Below are 19,078 nucleotides of genomic sequence, written 5' to 3'. Positions count from 1 at the left end.
GCTCAACTCGGGACGCGCAACATATTTGGACTACAACTTCAAAAAGAACGCGTCGGTTCCAACACTTTGCTGGAACTTGCGCGATTTCCCGATGTTCACCCGGATCAACCCGGATTCCAACAAAAATGCGAGCAGGCATGAACCCAAACTCCAAGCGGATCCTGATAGTGGGCGCAGGCCTGTCGGGCGCGGTGGTGGGCCGCACATTGGCCGAGGCCGGACACGCGGTGAAGGTGGTGGACCGCCGTCCGCACATCGCCGGCAACTGCCACACGGAACGTGACGCGGACACCGGCGTGATGGTGCATGTCTACGGCCCCCACATCTTCCACACCGACGACGCCGAGGTGTGGGACTACGTCAACGGGTTCGCCGCGTTCCGCCCCTACCGCAACCGGGTCAAGACGACCTCGGGCGGGGCGGTCTACTCGCTGCCCGTGAACCTGCACACGATCAACCAGTTCTACGGACGCACCTTCCGCCCGGCCGAGGCGCGGGCCTTTCTGGAAGAGCAGGCCGACACCACCATCGCCGACCCCCAGACGTTCGAGGATCAGGCCCTGCGCTTCGTCGGCCCCGACCTCTACGAGGCGTTCTTCAAGGGCTACACCCAGAAGCAGTGGGGCTGTTCACCACGCGACCTGCCGGCCAGCATCCTCAAGCGGCTGCCCGTGCGTTTCAACTACGACGACAACTACTTCTTCCACCGCTTCCAAGGGATGCCCGAAGACGGCTACACCGCCCTCGTGGGCCGCATCCTCGATCATCCGAACATCTCGGTGCACCTGAACACGGAAATGGACCCGGCCGACCGCGCGAACCACGACCACGTGTTCTATTCCGGGCCGATCGATGGCTGGTTCGGCTACGATCTCGGCCGTCTCGGCTACCGCACGCTGGATTTCGAACGCTTCACGCATGACGGGGACTGGCAGGGCTGCGCCGTGATGAACTACGGCGACGTGGAGGTGCCCTTCACCCGCATCACCGAACACAAGCACTTCTCCCCGTGGGAGGAGCATGAGGGCTCCGTCCTCTACCGCGAGTTCAGCCGCGCCTGCGAGCCCGACGACATCCCCTACTACCCCATCCGCCAGGTGCACGAAAAGGCGCTGCTGGGCCAGTATCTGGACCGCGCGCAGAACGAACGGCACGTGACCTTCCTCGGCCGCCTCGGCACCTACCGCTACCTCGACATGGACGTCACCATCCGCGAGGCGCTGGATTGCGGCCGCCGCTTCCTTGCGGATCCGGACAGCATGCCCGCCTTCACCGTCGATCCCTTGTGACATGAAAAACGCCACCGGCCGCGGGGGCCGGTGGCGCAGGAAAGAACGGGATCGGGCGGCCTTGCGGCCGCCCTTTCTTCATTCAGTGACGAACGTCACGGGTGGTGGTCACATGCGTCACCGGGGCGACGACGCCGCTGCGGCCACCCAGGAAGGCGGCGATGGCACCGGCCAGCAGGGCCACAAAGGCGGCCAGCGCGCCCACGGTCAGGGCATTCGCGGCGGTGTCGGCCGCTTCGACAGCGGTCTGACGGGCCTGCTCGACGGTCTCGCGGTACTGCTGTTCCATCTGGGCCACCTGCTGCTGGGCTTCCGGCAGAGGGATGTTGCGCGCATCGGCCAGGGCCTGCGCGGCTTCCTGACGGGCGGCGTCGGCGCCGTTCTCATCTGCGGTGGCCAGCGCGCGGATCGCGTCCACGGCATTCTGGCGCAGCGCTTCCGGATCATTGCCGGTCGAACGGACCTGACGCTCCAGCGCGTCCAGCGGGTTCGCGTTTTCCAGCGCGGGGCCCGCGGCCTGCGCAACCGTCTGGCTCAGCCCGCCCACGGCGCTGGAGATGCCGCTGAACGTGCCGCCCACGATCGAACCGATCGACGACGACAGCAGGTACAGCATGAACAGCGTCGTCACGGCGAACACGGTCAGGCCGTGCAGGCCGCCGATCTGCGCCGTGGCGCGGCCCGACAGGCGCGCAGCGACGAAGCCGCCCGCAAAGGCCGCGATGATGCCCGAAACGGCATACCACGCCGCCGACGCGACAGAGAAGGTGGACGCGGCGGGATTGTCGCCTGTGCCCGGATCCAGCGTGGCCATCCCGATGCCGATGCCCAGCAGGCTCAGCAGCACGTGCACGATCAGTGCAACGGCGACGCCCGCAAGAACCGCACCCCACGAGATGTTCTTGTGGCGATACCGCGCGTCCTCGGTCAAGGTGTCCACGGCGGAGGTGGTACCGGGTGATGTCGTGTATGTCATAGTCTGCTCCCAGGACGCGCAGCCCCGACCCGGGGCTTAGGAACGCATCACCGTCCAGTGAACGCAAGTTGATCGGCAAGGTTCCGCAGGAAGCGGAAGAAGCTGCATTTTCCTGCGAAACATCCTCGGCTTGGGTTACAGACGCTCGGCCGCAAAGGTGTCACAGGATTCCAGCTGACCGCTGTCATGCCCCGTCTGGAACCAGCGCGACCGCTGTTCCGACGTCCCGTGGGTAAAGGTGTGCGGCGAGGGCACGCGGCCTGCATTGCGCTGCAAGGTATCGTCGCCGATCTGGCGCGCGGCGTTCACCGCCTCGTTCATGTCGCCCGCCTCGATCGACCCGAACTGCGCCTCGGCGTGCCGGGCCCAGATGCCGGCGAAGCAGTCCGCCTGCAACTCGATCCGGACGGAAATCGCGTTGGCGTCCGCCTCGCTGGAACTGCCACGCGCAGCGTTGGCCTGCGACAGGATGCCCAGTTCGTCCTGCACGTGGTGGCCGATCTCATGCGCGACCACATAGGCGGCCGCGAAATCGCCACCCGCGCCCAGCTGCCGTTCCATCGCCACGAAGAAGTCCGTATCCAGATACACCTTCCGGTCGCCGGGGCAGTAGAACGGCCCCGTGGCCCCGCTGGCCCCGCCGCAGGGCGACTGCGTCACGCCCTTGTAGAGCACCAGCGCCGCCGGGGTGTACGTTTCGCCCAGCTGTTCGCGGAACACGGTGGCCCACACGTCCTCGGTGTCGGCCAGCGTCACGGACACGAACTGCGCCGCCTCCTCGTCGGCGGCGGTGATCTCTCCGCCCCCGGTGTTCTGCATCGATTGGTCGTTCAGCAGCGGCGTCAGGTCCACACCCAGGAAATAGCCGATCACCACGATCGCCAGCAGGCCCACGCTTCCGCCACCCACGGCGATCCCGCCCGCACGCCCGCCGCTGCGCGACCGACGATCCTCGATGTTCTGGCTTCCACGCCGTCCACGCCACTGCATCCGTTGCCCCCGATGATACTGATGTCCCACCAAAAGCGCCCAGTGCGGCCTGCGGTTCCTCCTCATCTTCCACGCGAAGGCTGTGGCGCGCTGTCATCACCCGCGCCGCCATCTTCCCCCCGCCGGCGCGCGCCGCTTGACACAAACCCTCAACCCTGAAATCTGCGCCCTGCTTCGGTCCCGGCACCCGCCGGGTTGAAAGGGAATGCGGTGCGCCTTCGGGCCAATCCGCAGCTGCCCCCGCAACTGTAGGCGGAGAGTGACGGGCACCCGTGCCACTGGGGTTCCTCCCCGGGAAGGCCGCCCCGAACCGTGACCCGCAAGCCAGGAGACCTGCCGCAGCGACCACCCAATCCCGGCGCGGGGCGCGTCCGGGATGCGGCCCAACCGCAGAGGTGACCCATCGTCTGCGGCAGGGCCCCGGTCCTTCCGTCCCCCTTCGTCCTCCGCAGGCCCCCCTGCACCCCGGAAAGACCGCCATGACCCATACCCGCCTTCTTCTCCTGACCACCGCCCTCCTCGCCCCCCTGTCCGCGGCCCGCGCGCAAGAGGTGACGGTCCTGCCCCCCATCATCGTGTCGGGCGGCCTGACCCCCGCCCCCGCCGACGCCTATGGCCGCGCCCACACGGTCCTTTCGCGCGAGGAGATCGAAGCCCGCGGCGTCACCACTCTTCAGGACGCCCTGCGCGGCGTGCCCGGCGTGGCCGTCAGCAGCAGCGGCCCCAGCAGCACCCAGATCCGCATCCGCGGCGCCGAGGCGAACCACACCCTGATCCTCGTGGACGGGGTGGAGGTCAGCGGCGGCTCCCCCGCCGACTACTTCCTGTCCGGCCTTTCGGTGCAGAACATCGAACGGGTGGAGGTTCTGCGCGGCCCCCAATCGGTGTTCTACGGCTCCAGCGCCTCGGCCGGCGTCGTCAACATCATCACCGACAAGGGCGCCGAAGGCCTGCATTATGGGGGTTCGGCCGAGGTCGGAAACGGCCATTCCGCCTCCGCCCATGTCAGCCAGCGCAGCGTGCAGGGCGGCCTTTCGCTGAACCTCTCGCAACTCGACGATCACGGCTTCGACTATTCCGGCGATGGCGGCGAAAAGGACGGCCTGCGCCGGAACACGATCGGCCTCGCCGGGGACTGGAAGGCGACGGACACCCTGACCTTCGGCTCCACCCTCCGCTGGACGAAGGAGGAGTATGAATATGACAGCTTCGGCCCCTCCACCGGCGAAGCGGATCTCATCGTGGACGACAAGACGCCCGAAGGCGAGACGCGAGAGTTTCAGGGCGCCCTGTTCGGGGAGCTGTCCACGCTGGGCGGTCGCCTGACCCACCGGCTGGATTACCAGCGATCCGTCTTCAAGCTGGACACGTTCGAATCCGACCTGACACGCGCGGAAAGCGACACGCTCAAGTACCGCCTCAGCTACGGCCTTGACGGCCTGCCGGTCGATCAGGCGCGCCACCTCCTGAACGTGCTGGTGGAACACGAGGATGACGATTCCAATGTCGCCACCGATTACGAACGGGAACGCGAGTCCGTGGCCCTCGAATACCGCGCGTCGCTGGACAACGGCCTGGATCTTCAGGCGGGCGTGCGGCGCGACGACAACAAGGTCTTCGACGACTTCACCGGCTGGACGCTGGGTCTGTCCTGGCGCATCCCCGGCCAGCCGGTGCGCCTGCACGCCTCGGCCGGGCGCGCACAGGTCGATCCGTCCTATGCGGAACTATTCGGTTCCGCTTCCGCCATCGGCAACCCGGATCTGATCCCCGAGCAGAACCGCAGCTACGATCTGGGGGCGGAATTCACTTTCCTGAACGGCCGTGCTCTCGTTGATGTAACCTATTTCCACGAACAACTGACGAACGAGATCACGAACCTCTACATACTTGTTGCTCCTGAGACTTATCGCGCTTTTGCATTCAACGCCGACGGCGAAAGCCCGCGCGAGGGAATCGAGGTGACGGGCAAACTTCAGGCCACCGACGCCCTCGACCTGTCCTTCGGCTACACCTATCTGGACGCGCAGGGACCGGACGGCCGCATCGAAGTGCGCCGGCCGAAGCATGAACTGCAACTGTCCTCCACCCTGTTCTTCCTTCAGGATCGGGCGTCGGCCACTGCAACCGTCCGTCACGTGGCGGGCAACTACGACGACCAGTTCTATGGCGCTTACGAACGCGCGGAACTCCCGAACTACACCACCCTCGACCTCGCCGCCGGCTACGACCTGACAAAGGAGGTGCGCCTGACCGGCCGCGTCACCAACCTCTTCGACGAAAGCTATTCCGACGTCTGGGGCTACGCCACGCGCGGGCGGCAGGCCTATGTCGGGGTGCAGGCGCGGTGGTAGGGCGCGGGCTCCGCGCCGCGGCCCTCGCCTGCGGCCTCGCCCTGCCCGCCGCGGCGGGGGATGCGCCCGCGCGCGTGGTGTCCATGAACCTTTGCACGGACCAGCTGGCCCTGATGCTGGCCGCCCCCGGCCAGCTCGTCTCGGTCAGCGCGCTGTCGCAGGACCCCCGCGCCTCCGTCATGGCGGCCGAGGCGCAGGCCCTCCCCCCCAACCACGGCCTCGCCGAGGAGATCTTCCTCCTCCGCCCCGACCTCGTACTAGCGGGCCGCTTCTCCTCCCCCGCGACGCTGGACATGCTGCGTCGTCTGGGCCTGCGGGTCGAAACCTTCGACCCCGAAAGCACCCTCGACGACATTCGCGCCAACCTGCGCCGCATGGGGGAAGTGCTGGGCCGCGACGCCACCCGAACGATCGCGCAGTTCGACGCCGACCTTGCCGCCCTGCCGCCGCCCGCCACGCCCCGCCCCCGCGCCGCCAGTTACGGCGCAAACAGCTACGCCGAAGGGCCGGACAGCCTCGCGGGCCAGATCATCGCCGCCGCCGGCTTCACCAACATCGCCGCCGAACGGGGCCTGTCCTTTGGCGGCACCCTTCCGCTGGAGGTGCTGATGCTCGCCTCCCCTGACCTCATCCTGCGCGGCGCCCCCTATCCCGGCGCCTCGCGGGCCGAGGCGGTTCTGGACCATCCCGGCCTGCGCCACCTCGCCCCGCAGCACCGCACGGACCGCGACTGGGTCTGCGGCACTCCCCGCATCCTGCACGCCATCACCGACCTGCAAAAGGCCGCCGCACCATGAGCCGCCTTCTCCTCGCCCTCTCGCTGCTGGTCGCCGCCCTGTTCACTGCCTCCCTCCTGATCGGCCCCGCGCGCGTCCCGCCCCTCCCCAGCCTCCACGCCCTATTCACCGGCAACGACCCGATGCTGACCCTGGTGATGCGAGAGGTCCGGCTTCCCCGCGCCCTTCTCGGCCTCATGGTGGGCGCGGCGCTCGGCCTGTCGGGGGCGGCGCTTCAGGGCTTCCTGCGCAACCCTCTGGCCGAACCGGGGCTGATCGGGGCCAGCGGCGCGGCCGCCCTCGGCGCGGTGCTGGCGATCCAGACCGGCCTCGCCGCCGCCTTCCCCCTCGGCCTGCCGTTGGCCGCGCTCGCGGGGGCCATGGCCTCCGTCGCGCTGATCCTGCTGCTCGCCGGCCCGCGCGGCGGCGCGCTGACGCTGATCCTCGCCGGCGTCGCCCTCTCCGCCCTCGCCGGCGCCGCCACCTCCCTCGTCCTCAACCTCTCCCCCAACCCTTTCGCCGCGAACGAGATCATCTTCTGGATGATGGGCTCCCTCGCCGACCGCTCCCTCCTGCATGTGGGGATCGCGTTGCCCTTCATGATCGCGGGCGGCGCCCTTCTCCTGTCCCTCGGCCCCGGCCTTCAAGCCCTGACGCTGGGCGAGGATGCGGCCGCCTCCTCCGGCATCCGGATGGGCGCGCTGCGCTGGCGGCTGGTCTTGGGCGTCGCGGCGATGGTCGGCGCGGCCACGGCGGTGGCGGGCGCCATCGGCTTCGTCGGCCTCGCCGCCCCCCATGTCCTGCGCCGCGCGGTGGGGGGCAGCCCCGCGCGCCTTCTTCCCGCCTCGGCCCTGGGCGGCGCGGCGCTGGTCCTTGCGGCCGACATCGCCGTCCGCCTCCTGATGCCCGACCGGGACCTGAAGCTCGGCGTCCTCACCGCCCTTGTCGGCACGCCCTTCTTCCTGCACCTGATCCTGCGGATGCGGAGGGAAGGCGCATGATGCACCTGCACAAGCTGACCGTCCGCCGCGGCCGCCGCGTGGTGCTGGACGGCGTCGACCTGTCCCTGAACGCGGGGGAGTTCGCGGCCCTTCTCGGCCCCAACGGCGCGGGCAAGACGACCCTCCTGCGCGCAGCCCTGGGCCTTCTGCCCGCCACCGGCCATTCCTCGGTCGCGGCCCTCCCCCTTGCCGGGCGCGCCCGCGCCGCCGCCTTTCTGCCCCAGACCCGCGACATCGCCTGGCCCATGCCGGTGGCCGACATCGTGGCCCTCGGCGGCGTCGCCCAGACCCCCGATCCGGCACAGGTGGAACAGGCGCTGACGGCGCTGGACCTCCTCCCCCTGCGCCACCGCCCTGCAACGGAGCTGTCGGGCGGCGAACAGGCCCGCGTCCTGATCGCCCGCGCGCTGGCGCAGGACACGCCCCTGCTGCTGGCCGACGAACCCATCGCCGGCCTCGACCCCGCGGCGCAGATCGCGGCGATGCGCGTCTTCGCCCGCCGCGCGGCCGCGGGCCGCACCGTCCTCGCCTCCCTTCACGATCCGGGGCTGGCGGCGCGGCACTGCACCCGGCTGATCCTGATGAAAGGGGGCCGCATCCACGCCGACGGCCCGCCGATGGACGTGCTGACCGCCGACAACCTTGCGCAGGTCTTCGGAATCCGCGCACATGTGACCGAAGGGCCCCACGGCCCGATCTTTCAGGCGCTGGACCTTGCGCCGCCAAGGGGGGACTGAATGGGCCATCGCCTGTCAAGCATCGTCACGCGCACCGGAGATGACGGCACCACGGGCCTGTCCGACGGCTCCCGCATCACCAAGACCGCGCCGTTGATGGAGGCGATAGGCACGGTCGACGAACTCAACAGCACCATCGGCTTCGCCGAAAGCCTGCTGGACAGCACGGACCTGTGCGACGCCCTGACCACCATCCAGCACGACCTGTTCGACCTGGGCGGCGCCCTGTCCATCCCGGGCCGCGAGGCGCTGACCCCCGCGCACATCACCCGCCTCGACCTTCTCGTAGAGAACTGGAACGAGGATCTGCCCCCGCTGAAAGAGTTCATCCTGCCCGGCGGCCTGCCCGCCACCGGCGCGCTGCACATGGCCCGCACGGTCTGTCGCCGCGCCGAACGCACGCTTCTGGCGGTGAACGATCCGCGCACCACCCCTGGCTGCGTCTACCTCAACCGGCTGTCGGACCTCCTCTTCGTCGCGGCCCGCGTGTCCTCTGGCGGGCAGGAACGCGCCTGGCAGAAGAACCGCAGCTTACCTCAACCCGTCGACCGGGCCGAGACGTAGTTCAGGATCGGCGCCAGCCAGCGCTCCACCTCGTCCAGTGGCATGCCCTTGCGGCGGGCGTAATCCTCGGCCTGGTCCCGCTCCACCTTCGCCACGCCGAAGTAATACGCGTCCGGATGCCCGATATAGATGCCGGACACCGACGATCCGGGCCACATCGCCATGCTTTCGGTCAGCGTCACGCCCGTCGCGGCCTCCGCGTCCAGCAGGCGAAACAGGGTCCGCTTTTCCGTGTGGTCGGGCTGCGCCGGATATCCGGGCGCGGGGCGGATGCCGCGATAGGGCTCGCCGATCATCTCCTGCGGGGTGAACGTCTCGTCCGCGCCATAGCCCCAGAACTCGCGCCGCACGCGGGCGTGCAGCATCTCGGCCATCGCCTCGGCGTAACGGTCGGCCAGCGCCTTCACCATGATCGCGCCATAATCGTCGTTGGCCTTCTCATACCGGGCGGAGATCTCCGTCTCCTCCGGCCCCGCCGTCACCACGAAGCCGCCCACGTAATCCGCGACGCCCTCCGGCGCCACGAAGTCCGCCAGCGCCACGTTCGGGCGGTTCTCGCGCTTTGTCGTCTGCTGGCGCAGGGTGTACAGCGTCGCCAGCTCCTGCTCCCGATCCTCGCCGGTGAACAGGCGGATGTCGTCACCCACCGCGTTCGCAGGCCAGAAGCCCACGACGGCGCGTGGCCGGAACCAGTTTTCGGCAATGATGCGCGCCAGCATCTCCTGCGCGTCGGCGAACAGCTGACGTGCGGCTTCGCCCTGCTTCTCATCCTCCAGGATGCGCGGATAGACGCCCTTCAACTCCCACGTCTGGAAGAACGGGGTCCAGTCGATGTAGCGGGCAATCTCCTCCAGATTCCAGTCCTCGACGATCCGCGCCCCAAGGAACTGCGGCGCGGGCACCGAATATCCTGTCCAGCCCGCCTTGAACGCGTTGGCGCGCGCGGCGGCCAGCGGCAGGCGCTGCTTGGCCAGTTCCGCCCGCTCATGCCGCTCGGCCACCTGCACGTACTCCTCGCGGATGCCGTCCACATAGGCCTGCTTCTGCGTAGGCGACAGCAACTGGCTGACCACGCCCACCGCCCGGCTGGCATCGGTCACATAGATCGCCGGCCCCTTGGTGTAGCGCGGCGCGATCTTCACCGCCGTGTGCACCTTCGACGTCGTGGCCCCCCCGATCAGCAGCGGGATGTCGAACCCTTCCCGCTCCATCTCCGACGCCAGATGCACCATCTCGTCCAAGGACGGCGTAATCAGGCCGGACAGCCCGATCACGTCCACCTTCCGCTCCCGCGCGACCTCCAGGATCTTCTGCGGCGGAACCATCACGCCCAGATCGATGATCTCGTAGTTGTTGCAGGCCAGCACGACGCCCACGATGTTCTTGCCGATGTCGTGCACGTCGCCCTTCACGGTCGCCATCAGCACGGTCCCCGCCGCCTGCCGCGCCGCGCCGCCATTCGCGATCTTCTCCTCCTCCATGTAGGGCAGAAGAACGGCCACGGCCTGCTTCATCACGCGGGCGGACTTCACCACCTGCGGCAGGAACATCTTGCCCGCGCCGAACAGGTCGCCCACCACGTTCATCCCGGCCATCAGCGGCCCTTCGATCACATGGAGCGGGCGTTCAGCAGCCAGACGGGCCTCCTCCGTATCGGCCTCGATGAACTCGGTGATGCCATTGACCAGCGCATGTTCCAGCCGTTTTTCCACCGGCCAGTCGCGCCAGGCCAGATCGCGCACCTTCTCCTCGCGCGCGCCGCCGCGGAAGCGTTCGGCCACCTCCAGCATCCGCTCGGTCGCGTCGGGGCGGCGGTTCAGGACCACGTCCTCGCACCGTTCGCGCAATTCAGGGTCGATCTGGTCATAGACGGCCAGCTGCCCCGCGTTCACGATCCCCATGTCCATGCCCGCCTTGATGGCGTGGAACAGGAACACCGCGTGCATCGCCTCGCGCACCGGCTCGTTCCCCCGGAAGGAAAACGACAGGTTCGATACCCCGCCCGACACATGCGCGTAGGGCAGGTTCTGCCGGATCCACCGCGTCGCCTCGATGAAGTCGACGCCGTAGTTGTTGTGCTCCTCGATCCCCGTCGCCACGGCGAAGACGTTGGGGTCGAAGATGATGTCCTCGGGCGGGAAATCCATCTCCTCCACAAGGATGCGATAGGCCCGTGCGCAGATCTCGGTCTTGCGGACGAAGGTGTCGGCCTGCCCCTCCTCGTCGAAGGCCATGACCACCACGGCCGCGCCATACCGCATCACCAGCCGCGCGTGATGGCGAAACGCCTCCTCCCCCTCCTTCAGGCTGATGGAGTTCACGATGGCCTTGCCCTGCACGCATTTCAGGCCCGCCTCGATCACCTCCCACTTGGAGCTGTCGATCATCACGGGCACCCGCGCGATGTCGGGTTCGGCGGCGATCAGGTTCAGGAACTCCACCATGGCGGCGCGGGAGTCGATCAGCCCTTCATCCATGTTGATGTCGATGATCTGGGCGCCGTTCTCCACCTGGTCGCGCGCCACGTCCAGTGCTGCGGCATAATCGCGGTTGGTGATCAGCTTGCGGAAACGGGCCGATCCGGTGACGTTCGTCCGCTCCCCCACGTTCACGAAGGGAATGTCCGGCGTCAGGACGAAGGGCTCCAGCCCCGACAGGCGCAGATAGCGGCTCATGCCCGCACCTCCCGCGGCGCGAAGGGGGCGACGGCGGCGGCGATGGCGCGGATGTGCGCGGGCGTGGTGCCGCAGCAGCCGCCCACCACGTTCACCAGCCCTTCGCGCGCAAAGCCCTCCACCTGCCGGGCCGTGTCCTCGGGGCCCTCGTCATACTGGCCGAAGGCGTTGGGCAGGCCCGCGTTCGGATAGGCACAGGTGAAGGTGTTGGCCACGCCCGACAACTCCTGCATGTGCGGGCGCATCGCCTCCGCCCCCAGGGCGCAGTTCAGGCCCACGGTGAAGGGCCGCGCATGGCGCACCGAATGCCAGAACGCGGTCGGCGTCTGCCCCGACAGCGTCCGCCCCGACGCGTCCGTGATCGTGCCTGAGATCATCAGCGGCAGGCTTTGCCCATGGGCCTCGAACGCCTCGAAACAGGCGAAGATCGCGGCCTTGGCGTTCAGCGTGTCAAAGATCGTCTCGATCAGGATGATGTCGGCCCCGCCCGCGATCAGCCCGCGCACCTGCTGGCCGTACGCCACGCGCAGATCGTCGAAGCTGACGGCACGGAAACCCGGATCGTTCACGTCCGGACTGATGGAGGCCGTGCGGTTCGTCGGCCCCACCGCCCCGGCGACAAAGCGCGGCTTGCCGTCGATCGCCGTCGCGCGGTCCAGGGCGCGGCGCACGATGCGCGCGCCTTCGGCGTTCAGGTCGTGCACCGCCGCTTCCAGCCCGTAATCGGCCTGCGCGATGGTGGTGGCCGAAAACGTGTTCGTTTCCACGATGTCGGCGCCCGCCATGGCATAGTTGAAGTGGATCTCCTCGATCGCCTCAGGCTGGGTCAGGATCAGAAGGTCGTTGTTGCCCTTCTGCGGATGATCCGAATGGTGCCGGCAGGCATGGCCCGACCCGTGGCCGGTATAATCCTCCTCGGACAGGCCCAGCCCCTGGATCTGCGTGCCCATCGCGCCGTCCAGGATCAGGATGCGCTCCCGCGCCAGCCGGCGCAACGCGTCATGGGTGGGCGAAGGGGGAACCAGCGAAGTCGACATGGGCGTTCACCTTGAAGGACAGCGCCCGAAGATAAACCGGCGCGCCCCCAAAGTAAAACGGATGCGCCGGACGCCGACCCCGCGAACAGGCCAGCCCCTTCACCATTCCCCGAGGCCAAACTTGGCTGAACCAAGCCGGCCGCGTCCGCATCCCGCTGCCGTCACACAACGCACGGACGGGGGCGTCGCCCCCGGACACGACCCGCGCCGCACCCACCGAAGACGTTACGGGGAACCGCCCTAGTTCGGCGCATCCCCCGCGGTGACCGACAGCGTGAACGGCCCCTCGCTGGTGCCGAAGGGGCGGACCACGACGCAATATTCGCCCGGCTCGAACGCCTCGCGGATGCGGCTGTCGCTGCCCATCACGTCCTCGTGGTCGTCATTCTCCCACAACCCCGCGCCGTCGGCCCCATAGACCGCCAGCATGGTGTCGAAGGTCTGGCTTCCGGCGTCGATCTGCAGCACCGTCGGCTCCGTCACCGCGATGCGGAAGCTGCGCAGGGATGTCGCGGGATCGATCGTCCCTTCCATCGGCGGCACGGCGCCCGCGGGCAGGTTGTCGGCCAGCATCGGCGTGCGGACGGGATCGTTGCACACGGCCACGACCTCCTCCTGCACGGCGGTGGCGGGGTTCGGCGGCAGCCCTTCGGACGCCACCAGCACCAGCATCGGATCGTCCACCGGCGCGGCCGAGATCATGCGCACCTGCGCGCAATACCGCCCCGCCCCCAGCGTCGTCGCCACCCGTGCGTCCAGATCGCCCGCGCTGTCGTCGTCCCACGCCACCACGCGCCCTTCGGCGTCGTACAGCGTCAGCGCCGCGTCGTTTTCCCGCGCCAGCGTTTCCAGCGTGATCTCGGTCGGGGCGGTCACCTCAAACTCGACATAGCGCGGCTCGGACCGTTCGGGCCGCAGGATCAGCGACAGGTCGGCAAAGCCCGGGGCGATGGCCACGCCTGCGGGCTGCGACAGCACGGCGGGCTGGCCGCAGGTGCCCGGCGCGTCCTGCGCAAGGGCGGGCGCGGCCAGCGCGCAAAGAACAAGGGCGGATGGGCCGACAACTCTGATCACGTGAACCTCCCGGGAATCCTGTTCCGCCACCCTGCCTCACGCCCGCGTGAAAGGGAAACCTATTCGTCCGACCGCAGCACCTGCGCCGGACGCCGCGCCAGGGGGCGGCGGGCATAGATCAGCCCCGTCACCACCGTCGCCGCCACCCCGCTGGCCACGATCACAAGAGCCGACACCGGCGCGAACACATACTCCGCCTCCATCACGAAGCGCATCACCGCCCAGCCGGCCGCAGCCCCCACACCCACGGCCACCAGCCCCGCCGCCGCCCCCGTCAGGGCCGACCGCAGCGCAAAGCTCGTCAGGATCTGCCCCCGCGTGGCCCCCAGCACCTTCAGGATCGCGGCCTCGCGCACCCGCGCCCGTTCGCCCGCCGCCGCCGTGCCGATCAGCACCACCACCCCCGTCAGCAGCGTGATGGCCGCCGCCGCCCGCGTGGCGGTGGCAATGGCGTCCAGCGCCTCCGTCACCCGCGCGATCGCATCGCCTACCCGGATCGCGGTGATATTAGGATAGGCCCGCCCCACATCGCGCAGCAGCGTGTCCTCCGCGCTTGAATACACCGTCGCGATGGACGTGTGCGGCGCCCCCGCCAGGGCCGAGGGGTTCATCATCATCACGAACCCCATCCCCGCATCCGAAAAATCCACGTTCCGAAGGCTCGTCAACTCCGCCTCGATGTCACGCCCCAAAATGTTGACGGTGATGCGGTCGCCCAAGGACAGCCCCATCTCCTCCGCGGCCTCGGCGGAAAAGCTGATCTGCGGATCGCCCGCGTAATCGGCGGGCCAGCTTTGCCCCGCCACCACGTCCGGCGCGGTGGCGGCATAGGTCACGCCCCGGTCGCCGCGCAGCACCCAGTGCTCGCCCGCCACCTCGCGCGCCGGGCGGCCGTTGATCCGCGTCAGAACCCCGCGCAGCATGGGCGCGCTTTCCACCCGCGACACGGACGGATCCCCTTCCAGCCGCGCCACGAACTTGTCCAACTGGTCCGGCTGGATGTCCACGAAGAAATAGGACGGCGCGCGTTCCGGCAGGTCCCGGTCGATCGCATCGCGCAGGTTGGTGTCGATCTGCCCCACCGCCGCCAGCACCGACAGCCCCAGCCCCAGCGACAGGATCACCGCCCCCGTCGTCCCGGCTTCGCCGACCGAGGCGACGGCCAGCCGCAGCGCGGGCCGCCGGATGCGCCGCGCCGCCCACCGCGCCACGCGCCGCACGGCCCAGGCCGCGCCCGCCAGCAACAGCAGCGCCCCCACGACTCCACCCGCGGTGCCAAGCGCCAGCCCCGGCGTGCCCGAGAACCACACCGCCCCGCCCACCAGCGCCGCGGCCAGCCCCGCCAGCGCCACGGCATAGCCGCGCGGCACGCGCCCGCTCGCCCCGCGATACAGGCCCGCGGCCCGCAACTGCGACGCCCGCGCCAGCGGCCACAAGGTGAACAGCGCCGCCGTGGTCAGCCCGTAGAACGCGGCCTCCGCCAACGGCAACGGATACACTCCGAACACCACCGCGAACGGCAGGGACGACGCGATCCACGGCGCCGCGATCATCGGCAGGGCCGCCCCCAAAACCAGCCCCGCCATCACGCCCAGAACCGCCAGCGCCCCGATCTGGAGCGCATAGGTCGCCAGCACCAGCCGCCCCCCGGCCCCCAGCGTGCGCAGGGTGGCGATGGTCGGCGTCTTGCGGCCCAGATAGGTGCCCACCGCCGACTGCACGCCGATCCCGCCCACGGCCAGACCCGCCAGACCCACCAGCACCAGGAACGATCCCGTCCGGTCCACGAACCGCTCGACCGAGGGGGAAGGCCGCCGGCTGTCGCGCCAGCGCATCCCCGTGTCGCGGAACGCCCGCTGCGCCTGCGCCTGCAAGGCGTCCAGATCCGCCCCGTCCGGCAGCAACAGCCGGTAGTCGCTGTCATACACCGTGCCCGGCGCCAGCAATCCGCTGCCCGCCAGCCCCCCCAGCGACACCACCGTCCGCGGCGCCAGCGTGAAGCCCGAAGACGCGCTATCCGGCTCCCGCACCAGAAGCGCGTTCAGCCGGAACGCCTTCTCGCCCAGGGTGAACTCGTCCCCCACCGCCAGCCCCAGCCGCGCGGCCAGCGCCGGATCCATCACCGCCCCCGGCACGTCACCCACGGCCAGCGCCTCCGCCACCGGGATCGCAGGCTCCAGCCCCGCCGCGCCAACCAGCGGCCAGCCCCCGTCCACACCCCGCACCTGCGTCAGCACACGGTCGTCCCCCGCCACGGCCATGGACCGAAAGTCCACCGTCTCGGACACCCGGTCCGCGATGCCGTCCATGAAGGCGCGCTCGTCCGCCGTCGCGGTGCGGTAGGTGAAGGTCATCTCGGCGTCGCCGCCCAGCAGCACCGCCCCCTGATCGGCCAGCCCCCGCTCGATCGCGGCGCGCACCGACCCGATGGCCGCGATCGCCGCCACCCCAAGGATCAGGCACAACAGGAACACGCGGAACCCGCCCAGCCCGCCCCGCAACTCGCGCCGGGCGATGCGCCCGGCCAAGGGCCACACGCTCATGCGATGCGCCCGTCGGCCATCCGCACCACGCGGTCGCAGCGTTCGGCCAGTTCCGGCGCGTGCGTCACCATCACCAGCGTCGCCCCCTGTTCGCGCAGCCCGAACAGAAGATCCATCACCGCCGCCCCCGTGGTGCCGTCCAGATTGCCCGTCGGCTCATCCGCCAGCAGGATCGCCGGACGCGTGGCCCAGGCCCGCGCCAGCGCCACGCGCTGCTGCTCCCCGCCCGACATCTGCCGGGGATAATGATCGCCACGATGGCCCAGCCCCACGGCGTCCAGCTCCGCCTCGGCGCGGGCAAAGGCACCCTCCATCCCCGCCAGCTCCAGCGCCAGCGCGACATTTTCACGCGCCGTCATCGTGGGGATCAGGTGGAAAGACTGGAACACCACGCCCATATTCCCCCTGCGGAAGCGCGCAAGCCCATCCTCGTCCATCGCGGACAGGTCCTCGCCAAGCGCGCGCACCGTGCCGCCGCTGGCTCGTTCCAGCCCGCCCATCAGCATGAGGAGCGAGGACTTGCCGGACCCCGACGGCCCCACAAGGCCCAGCGTCTCCCCCCGCATCACGGCAAGGTCGATGCCCCTCAGGATCTCCACCGGGCCGGCATTGCCCTCCAGCACCAGTGCCGCATCCCGCAGTTCAAGGACCGTCTCCATGAAGCTCTCCCACCTGTTCGCCACTGGTTGTAAGCCGCTGGTCCACCTGCGCAACCTGGGCGTGGCGCTTTGCCTCGGCGCCACCCCGGCGCTGGCCGACCCCGTGACGGTGGTGGCCCTGGGCGACAGCCTGACCCAAGGCTACGGCCTGCCCGCCGAACAAGGCTTCGTGCCGGTGCTACAATCTTGGCTGAACGATCACGGGGCCGAGGCTACGGTGGTGAACGCGGGCGTTTCGGGCGACACGACGGCCGGCGGCCTTGCCCGCACCGACTGGGCGCTGACGCCCGACGCCGACGCGATGATCCTGAACCTCGGCGGCAACGACCTGCTGCGCGGTCTGGACCCAGCGACCAGCCGCGCCAATCTGGACGCGATCCTCGACAAGGCGGACGCCCGCGGCCTGCCGGTCCTCCTGCTGGGCCTGCGCGCGCCGGGCAATTACGGCCCCGGCTTCCAGCAGGCGTTCAACGCCATGTATGCCGACCTTGCGCAGGAACACGGCGCCCTCTTCGTCCCCGACTACCTCGGCCCAGTGACCGAGGGCGACCGCCTGAACCTGCAATACATCCAAGGGGACGGCATCCACCCCAATGCCGAAGGCGTCACCCGTCTGGTGGAGGCCGTGGGCCCCGCCGTTCTCGACCTGCTGAACCGCGTGAACTGATCACACCGCGGGCAGATGCTCCGGCGGCAGGGTCAGCGTGCAAATCACCCCCGCCGGATCATAATCCAGCGTCGCCCCGCCCCCTTGGGCAAAGGCAAGGCTCTGCGTGATCACCGTCTCGCCAAAGCCGCCGTGCGTGGGCTTGCTCACGACCGGCCCGCCGGTTTCCCGCCATTCCAGCACCAGCGCCCCCTCCGCGCCCCCGTCCAGCGCGCGGATGGCGATGCTGCCCGTGTCCGACGACAGCGCGCCGTACTTCACCGCGTTCGTCGCCAGCTCGTGAAACACCAGCCCGATCGCCACCGCCGCCTCGGCCGAGATCAGCGTGTCCAGCCCCTCCGTCGTGATGCGCTGCCCGCCCATGTCCATGAAGGGCGACAGCTCCGCCACCACCACGTTCTGCACGGTCAAACCCTTCCAAGCGTTCTTGGCCAGCAGGTTGTGGGTCGCCGCCAGCGCGCGCACCCGGTCGGTGAACGTCTTCTCGAAGGTCGCAAGATCGCCCGCCGTGCGAATCGTCCGCCGCGTGATCGCGATCACCATGGCCAGCGCGTTCTTCACGCGGTGGTCCAGCTCGTTCATCAGCAAAAGCTGCTGCCGCTCCGCCGCCTTGCGCTGCGTCATGTCCACCATGGTCACGACGCAACCGCTGGCCGCCCCTTCGCCCATCCGCAGTGGCGCCGCGCTCAGCAAAAAGTCCTTGGCGCCGGGCGCGTCGGGGGCGAACACCTCCATCCCCTGCACCGGAGGGCCGGTCATCGCCCGCTCCAGAATGGCGCGGCTGTCGGCCAACCCGCCCTGCGCCGGCACCAGCGGCACGATGTCCGCAAAGGCCCGCCCCACCGGATCATCCGCATACAGCGCCCGCGACGCCGCGTTCCCGCGCGTCACGATCCCATCCGCATCGCAGACCAGCACCGCCTCGTTGACCGAGGCGAGGATGCCCTGCGCCGTCCGCTCGTTCTGCTCGGCCCGCGCGGTCCGCACCCGGTCCGTCACGTCCGACAGGGTGATCGCATGGCCCGCCACGGTCCCGATCTGCAACGGCTTGCTTGCCACCACCAGAAACCGCGCCCCCGCCGGCCCGTACTGGGTCACCTGCAACGTCGCGCGGGGCGAGGTGTCGTCGGCCAGAAGCCCCGCCACCTCCGCCGGATCCGCCGCCAGCAGATCGGCCAGCGCCCGCCCCGGCGCCGGCGCGTTCACCAGCTCGGCAAAGGTCGCGTTGGCATAAAGCACACGCCCCGTGTCATCCACGGCCGCCGCGCCCGTGTCCATCACCTCGATGAAGGCGCGGAACCCCTCCGCGTCCCCGCCGATGGCGAACACCTGCGGCTGGTCCATCCGGCCCACCACAAGCGCGTCCACCTCACCCTCGCGGATGGCGCGCAGCGTGTCCTCGGCCTCCTGCAACCGGCGTTGAAGATCGGCCAGGGCCTCGGGGGAAATGCTCATTCGTTTTCAAGACGCAGGTTGACCAGCACCTTTTCCTCGTCCGACAGATCGCCGATGATCTTGCGCAAGGGCACCGGCAGTTCCCGCACCAGCGTGGGGATCGCCACGATGTTGTGCTCGCGCGCCAGCTTCGGGTTCTCGCGCAGATCCACCACGTCGATCTCGTAGCGGCCGGGCAGATGCTCCTCGCAGATGCGGCGCAGGTTCGAAATCGCCGCCAGCGATTTCGGCGTCTGCCCCGCCACATACAGGACAAGCTTCTTCGGTTTCTCTTGGTTCAT

16 protein-coding genes and 1 riboswitch are annotated in these 19,078 nt (G+C 69.3%); of the genes, 7 read left to right on the top strand and 9 right to left on the bottom strand.

Features of this window, described 5'->3' with window-relative positions:
* The first annotated feature begins 137 nt into the window (after positions 1-137).
* Positions 138-1,289 carry a UDP-galactopyranose mutase gene (gene glf / locus PIJ50_RS04435; protein WP_271973088.1) on the top strand — a complete coding sequence of 384 codons (1,152 nt, stop codon included), beginning with the start codon at positions 138-140 and terminating at the stop codon, positions 1,287-1,289.
* An 82-nt stretch (positions 1,290-1,371) separates the two neighbouring features.
* Here glf and PIJ50_RS04430 read toward each other — a convergent pair whose 3' ends face one another.
* Both PIJ50_RS04430 and ypfJ read right to left on the bottom strand, forming a co-directional pair.
* Positions 1,372-2,265 (bottom strand): PhnA-like protein, encoded by an 894-nt coding sequence (locus tag PIJ50_RS04430; RefSeq protein ID WP_271973086.1) that lies wholly within the window; start codon positions 2,263-2,265, stop codon positions 1,372-1,374.
* A gap of 135 nt (positions 2,266-2,400) precedes the next feature.
* On the bottom strand, positions 2,401-3,255 hold the full coding sequence (gene ypfJ / locus PIJ50_RS04425) for a KPN_02809 family neutral zinc metallopeptidase (protein WP_271973084.1): 855 nt from the start codon (positions 3,253-3,255) through the stop codon (positions 2,401-2,403).
* 158 nt (positions 3,256-3,413) lie between these two features.
* Positions 3,414-3,610, top strand: a riboswitch (cobalamin riboswitch).
* A 124-nt stretch (positions 3,611-3,734) separates the two neighbouring features.
* Between ypfJ and PIJ50_RS04420 the strand changes: the two genes are divergently transcribed.
* Genes PIJ50_RS04420 through PIJ50_RS04400 form a run of 5 tightly spaced genes read left to right on the top strand, consistent with a single transcriptional unit; the run spans position 3,735 to position 8,687 of the window.
* The gene (locus PIJ50_RS04420; RefSeq protein WP_271973082.1) at positions 3,735-5,609 is read left to right on the top strand and encodes a TonB-dependent receptor plug domain-containing protein; all 1,875 of its coding nucleotides are present in this window, start codon (positions 3,735-3,737) and stop codon (positions 5,607-5,609) included.
* Positions 5,603-6,406 (top strand): ABC transporter substrate-binding protein, encoded by an 804-nt coding sequence (locus PIJ50_RS04415; protein WP_271973080.1) that lies wholly within the window; start codon positions 5,603-5,605, stop codon positions 6,404-6,406. The genes PIJ50_RS04420 and PIJ50_RS04415 overlap by 7 nt, the downstream gene beginning before the upstream one ends.
* Positions 6,403-7,386, top strand: coding sequence for a FecCD family ABC transporter permease (locus tag PIJ50_RS04410; RefSeq protein WP_271973078.1), 984 nt, complete (start codon positions 6,403-6,405; stop codon positions 7,384-7,386). The genes PIJ50_RS04415 and PIJ50_RS04410 overlap by 4 nt, the downstream gene beginning before the upstream one ends.
* Positions 7,383-8,123: an ABC transporter ATP-binding protein gene (locus PIJ50_RS04405; protein ID WP_271973076.1), complete on the top strand. Its 741-nt coding sequence runs from the start codon at positions 7,383-7,385 to the stop codon at positions 8,121-8,123. The genes PIJ50_RS04410 and PIJ50_RS04405 overlap by 4 nt, the downstream gene beginning before the upstream one ends.
* Complete coding sequence (locus tag PIJ50_RS04400; RefSeq protein WP_271973074.1) at positions 8,124-8,687, top strand: cob(I)yrinic acid a,c-diamide adenosyltransferase; 564 nt, start codon at positions 8,124-8,126, stop codon at positions 8,685-8,687.
* On the opposite strand, the gene metH is transcribed toward PIJ50_RS04400, so the two are convergent.
* The 5 genes from metH to PIJ50_RS04375 form a co-directional block, all read right to left on the bottom strand.
* Entirely contained in the window at positions 8,660-11,362 is a 2,703-nt protein-coding gene (gene metH, locus PIJ50_RS04395) for a methionine synthase (protein ID WP_271973072.1), read from the bottom strand. The genes PIJ50_RS04400 and metH overlap by 28 nt on opposite strands.
* Complete coding sequence (locus PIJ50_RS04390; protein ID WP_271973070.1) at positions 11,359-12,399, bottom strand: homocysteine S-methyltransferase family protein; 1,041 nt, start codon at positions 12,397-12,399, stop codon at positions 11,359-11,361. The genes metH and PIJ50_RS04390 overlap by 4 nt, the downstream gene beginning before the upstream one ends.
* Before the next feature lie 240 nt (positions 12,400-12,639).
* Positions 12,640-13,473, bottom strand: coding sequence for a PPC domain-containing protein (locus tag PIJ50_RS04385; RefSeq protein ID WP_271973068.1), 834 nt, complete (start codon positions 13,471-13,473; stop codon positions 12,640-12,642).
* Positions 13,474-13,532: 59 nt separating this feature from the next.
* A complete protein-coding gene (locus PIJ50_RS04380; RefSeq protein WP_271973065.1) occupies positions 13,533-16,016 on the bottom strand; it encodes an ABC transporter permease in 2,484 nt (827 codons plus the stop codon).
* Complete coding sequence (locus PIJ50_RS04375; protein ID WP_271973063.1) at positions 16,013-16,675, bottom strand: ABC transporter ATP-binding protein; 663 nt, start codon at positions 16,673-16,675, stop codon at positions 16,013-16,015. Before PIJ50_RS04375 ends, PIJ50_RS04380 begins: the two co-directional genes overlap by 4 nt.
* Between PIJ50_RS04375 and PIJ50_RS04370 the strand changes: the two genes are divergently transcribed.
* Positions 16,674-17,342, top strand: coding sequence for an arylesterase (locus tag PIJ50_RS04370; protein ID WP_271973061.1), 669 nt, complete (start codon positions 16,674-16,676; stop codon positions 17,340-17,342). The two genes, PIJ50_RS04375 and PIJ50_RS04370, sit on opposite strands and share 2 nt — an antisense overlap.
* Here PIJ50_RS04370 and PIJ50_RS04365 read toward each other — a convergent pair whose 3' ends face one another.
* Entirely contained in the window at positions 17,343-18,797 is a 1,455-nt protein-coding gene (locus PIJ50_RS04365) for a sensor histidine kinase (RefSeq protein WP_271973059.1), read from the bottom strand.
* Positions 18,794-19,078: a circadian clock KaiB family protein gene (locus PIJ50_RS04360; RefSeq protein WP_271973057.1), complete on the bottom strand. Its 285-nt coding sequence runs from the start codon at positions 19,076-19,078 to the stop codon at positions 18,794-18,796. Before PIJ50_RS04360 ends, PIJ50_RS04365 begins: the two co-directional genes overlap by 4 nt.

The sequence above is a fragment of the Falsirhodobacter sp. 20TX0035 genome (assembly GCF_028307215.1).
Lineage (GTDB): Bacteria > Pseudomonadota > Alphaproteobacteria > Rhodobacterales > Rhodobacteraceae > Falsirhodobacter.
The sequence above is the reverse complement of the archived record's forward strand: the minus strand, read 5'-3'. Positions and strand labels throughout refer to the sequence as shown.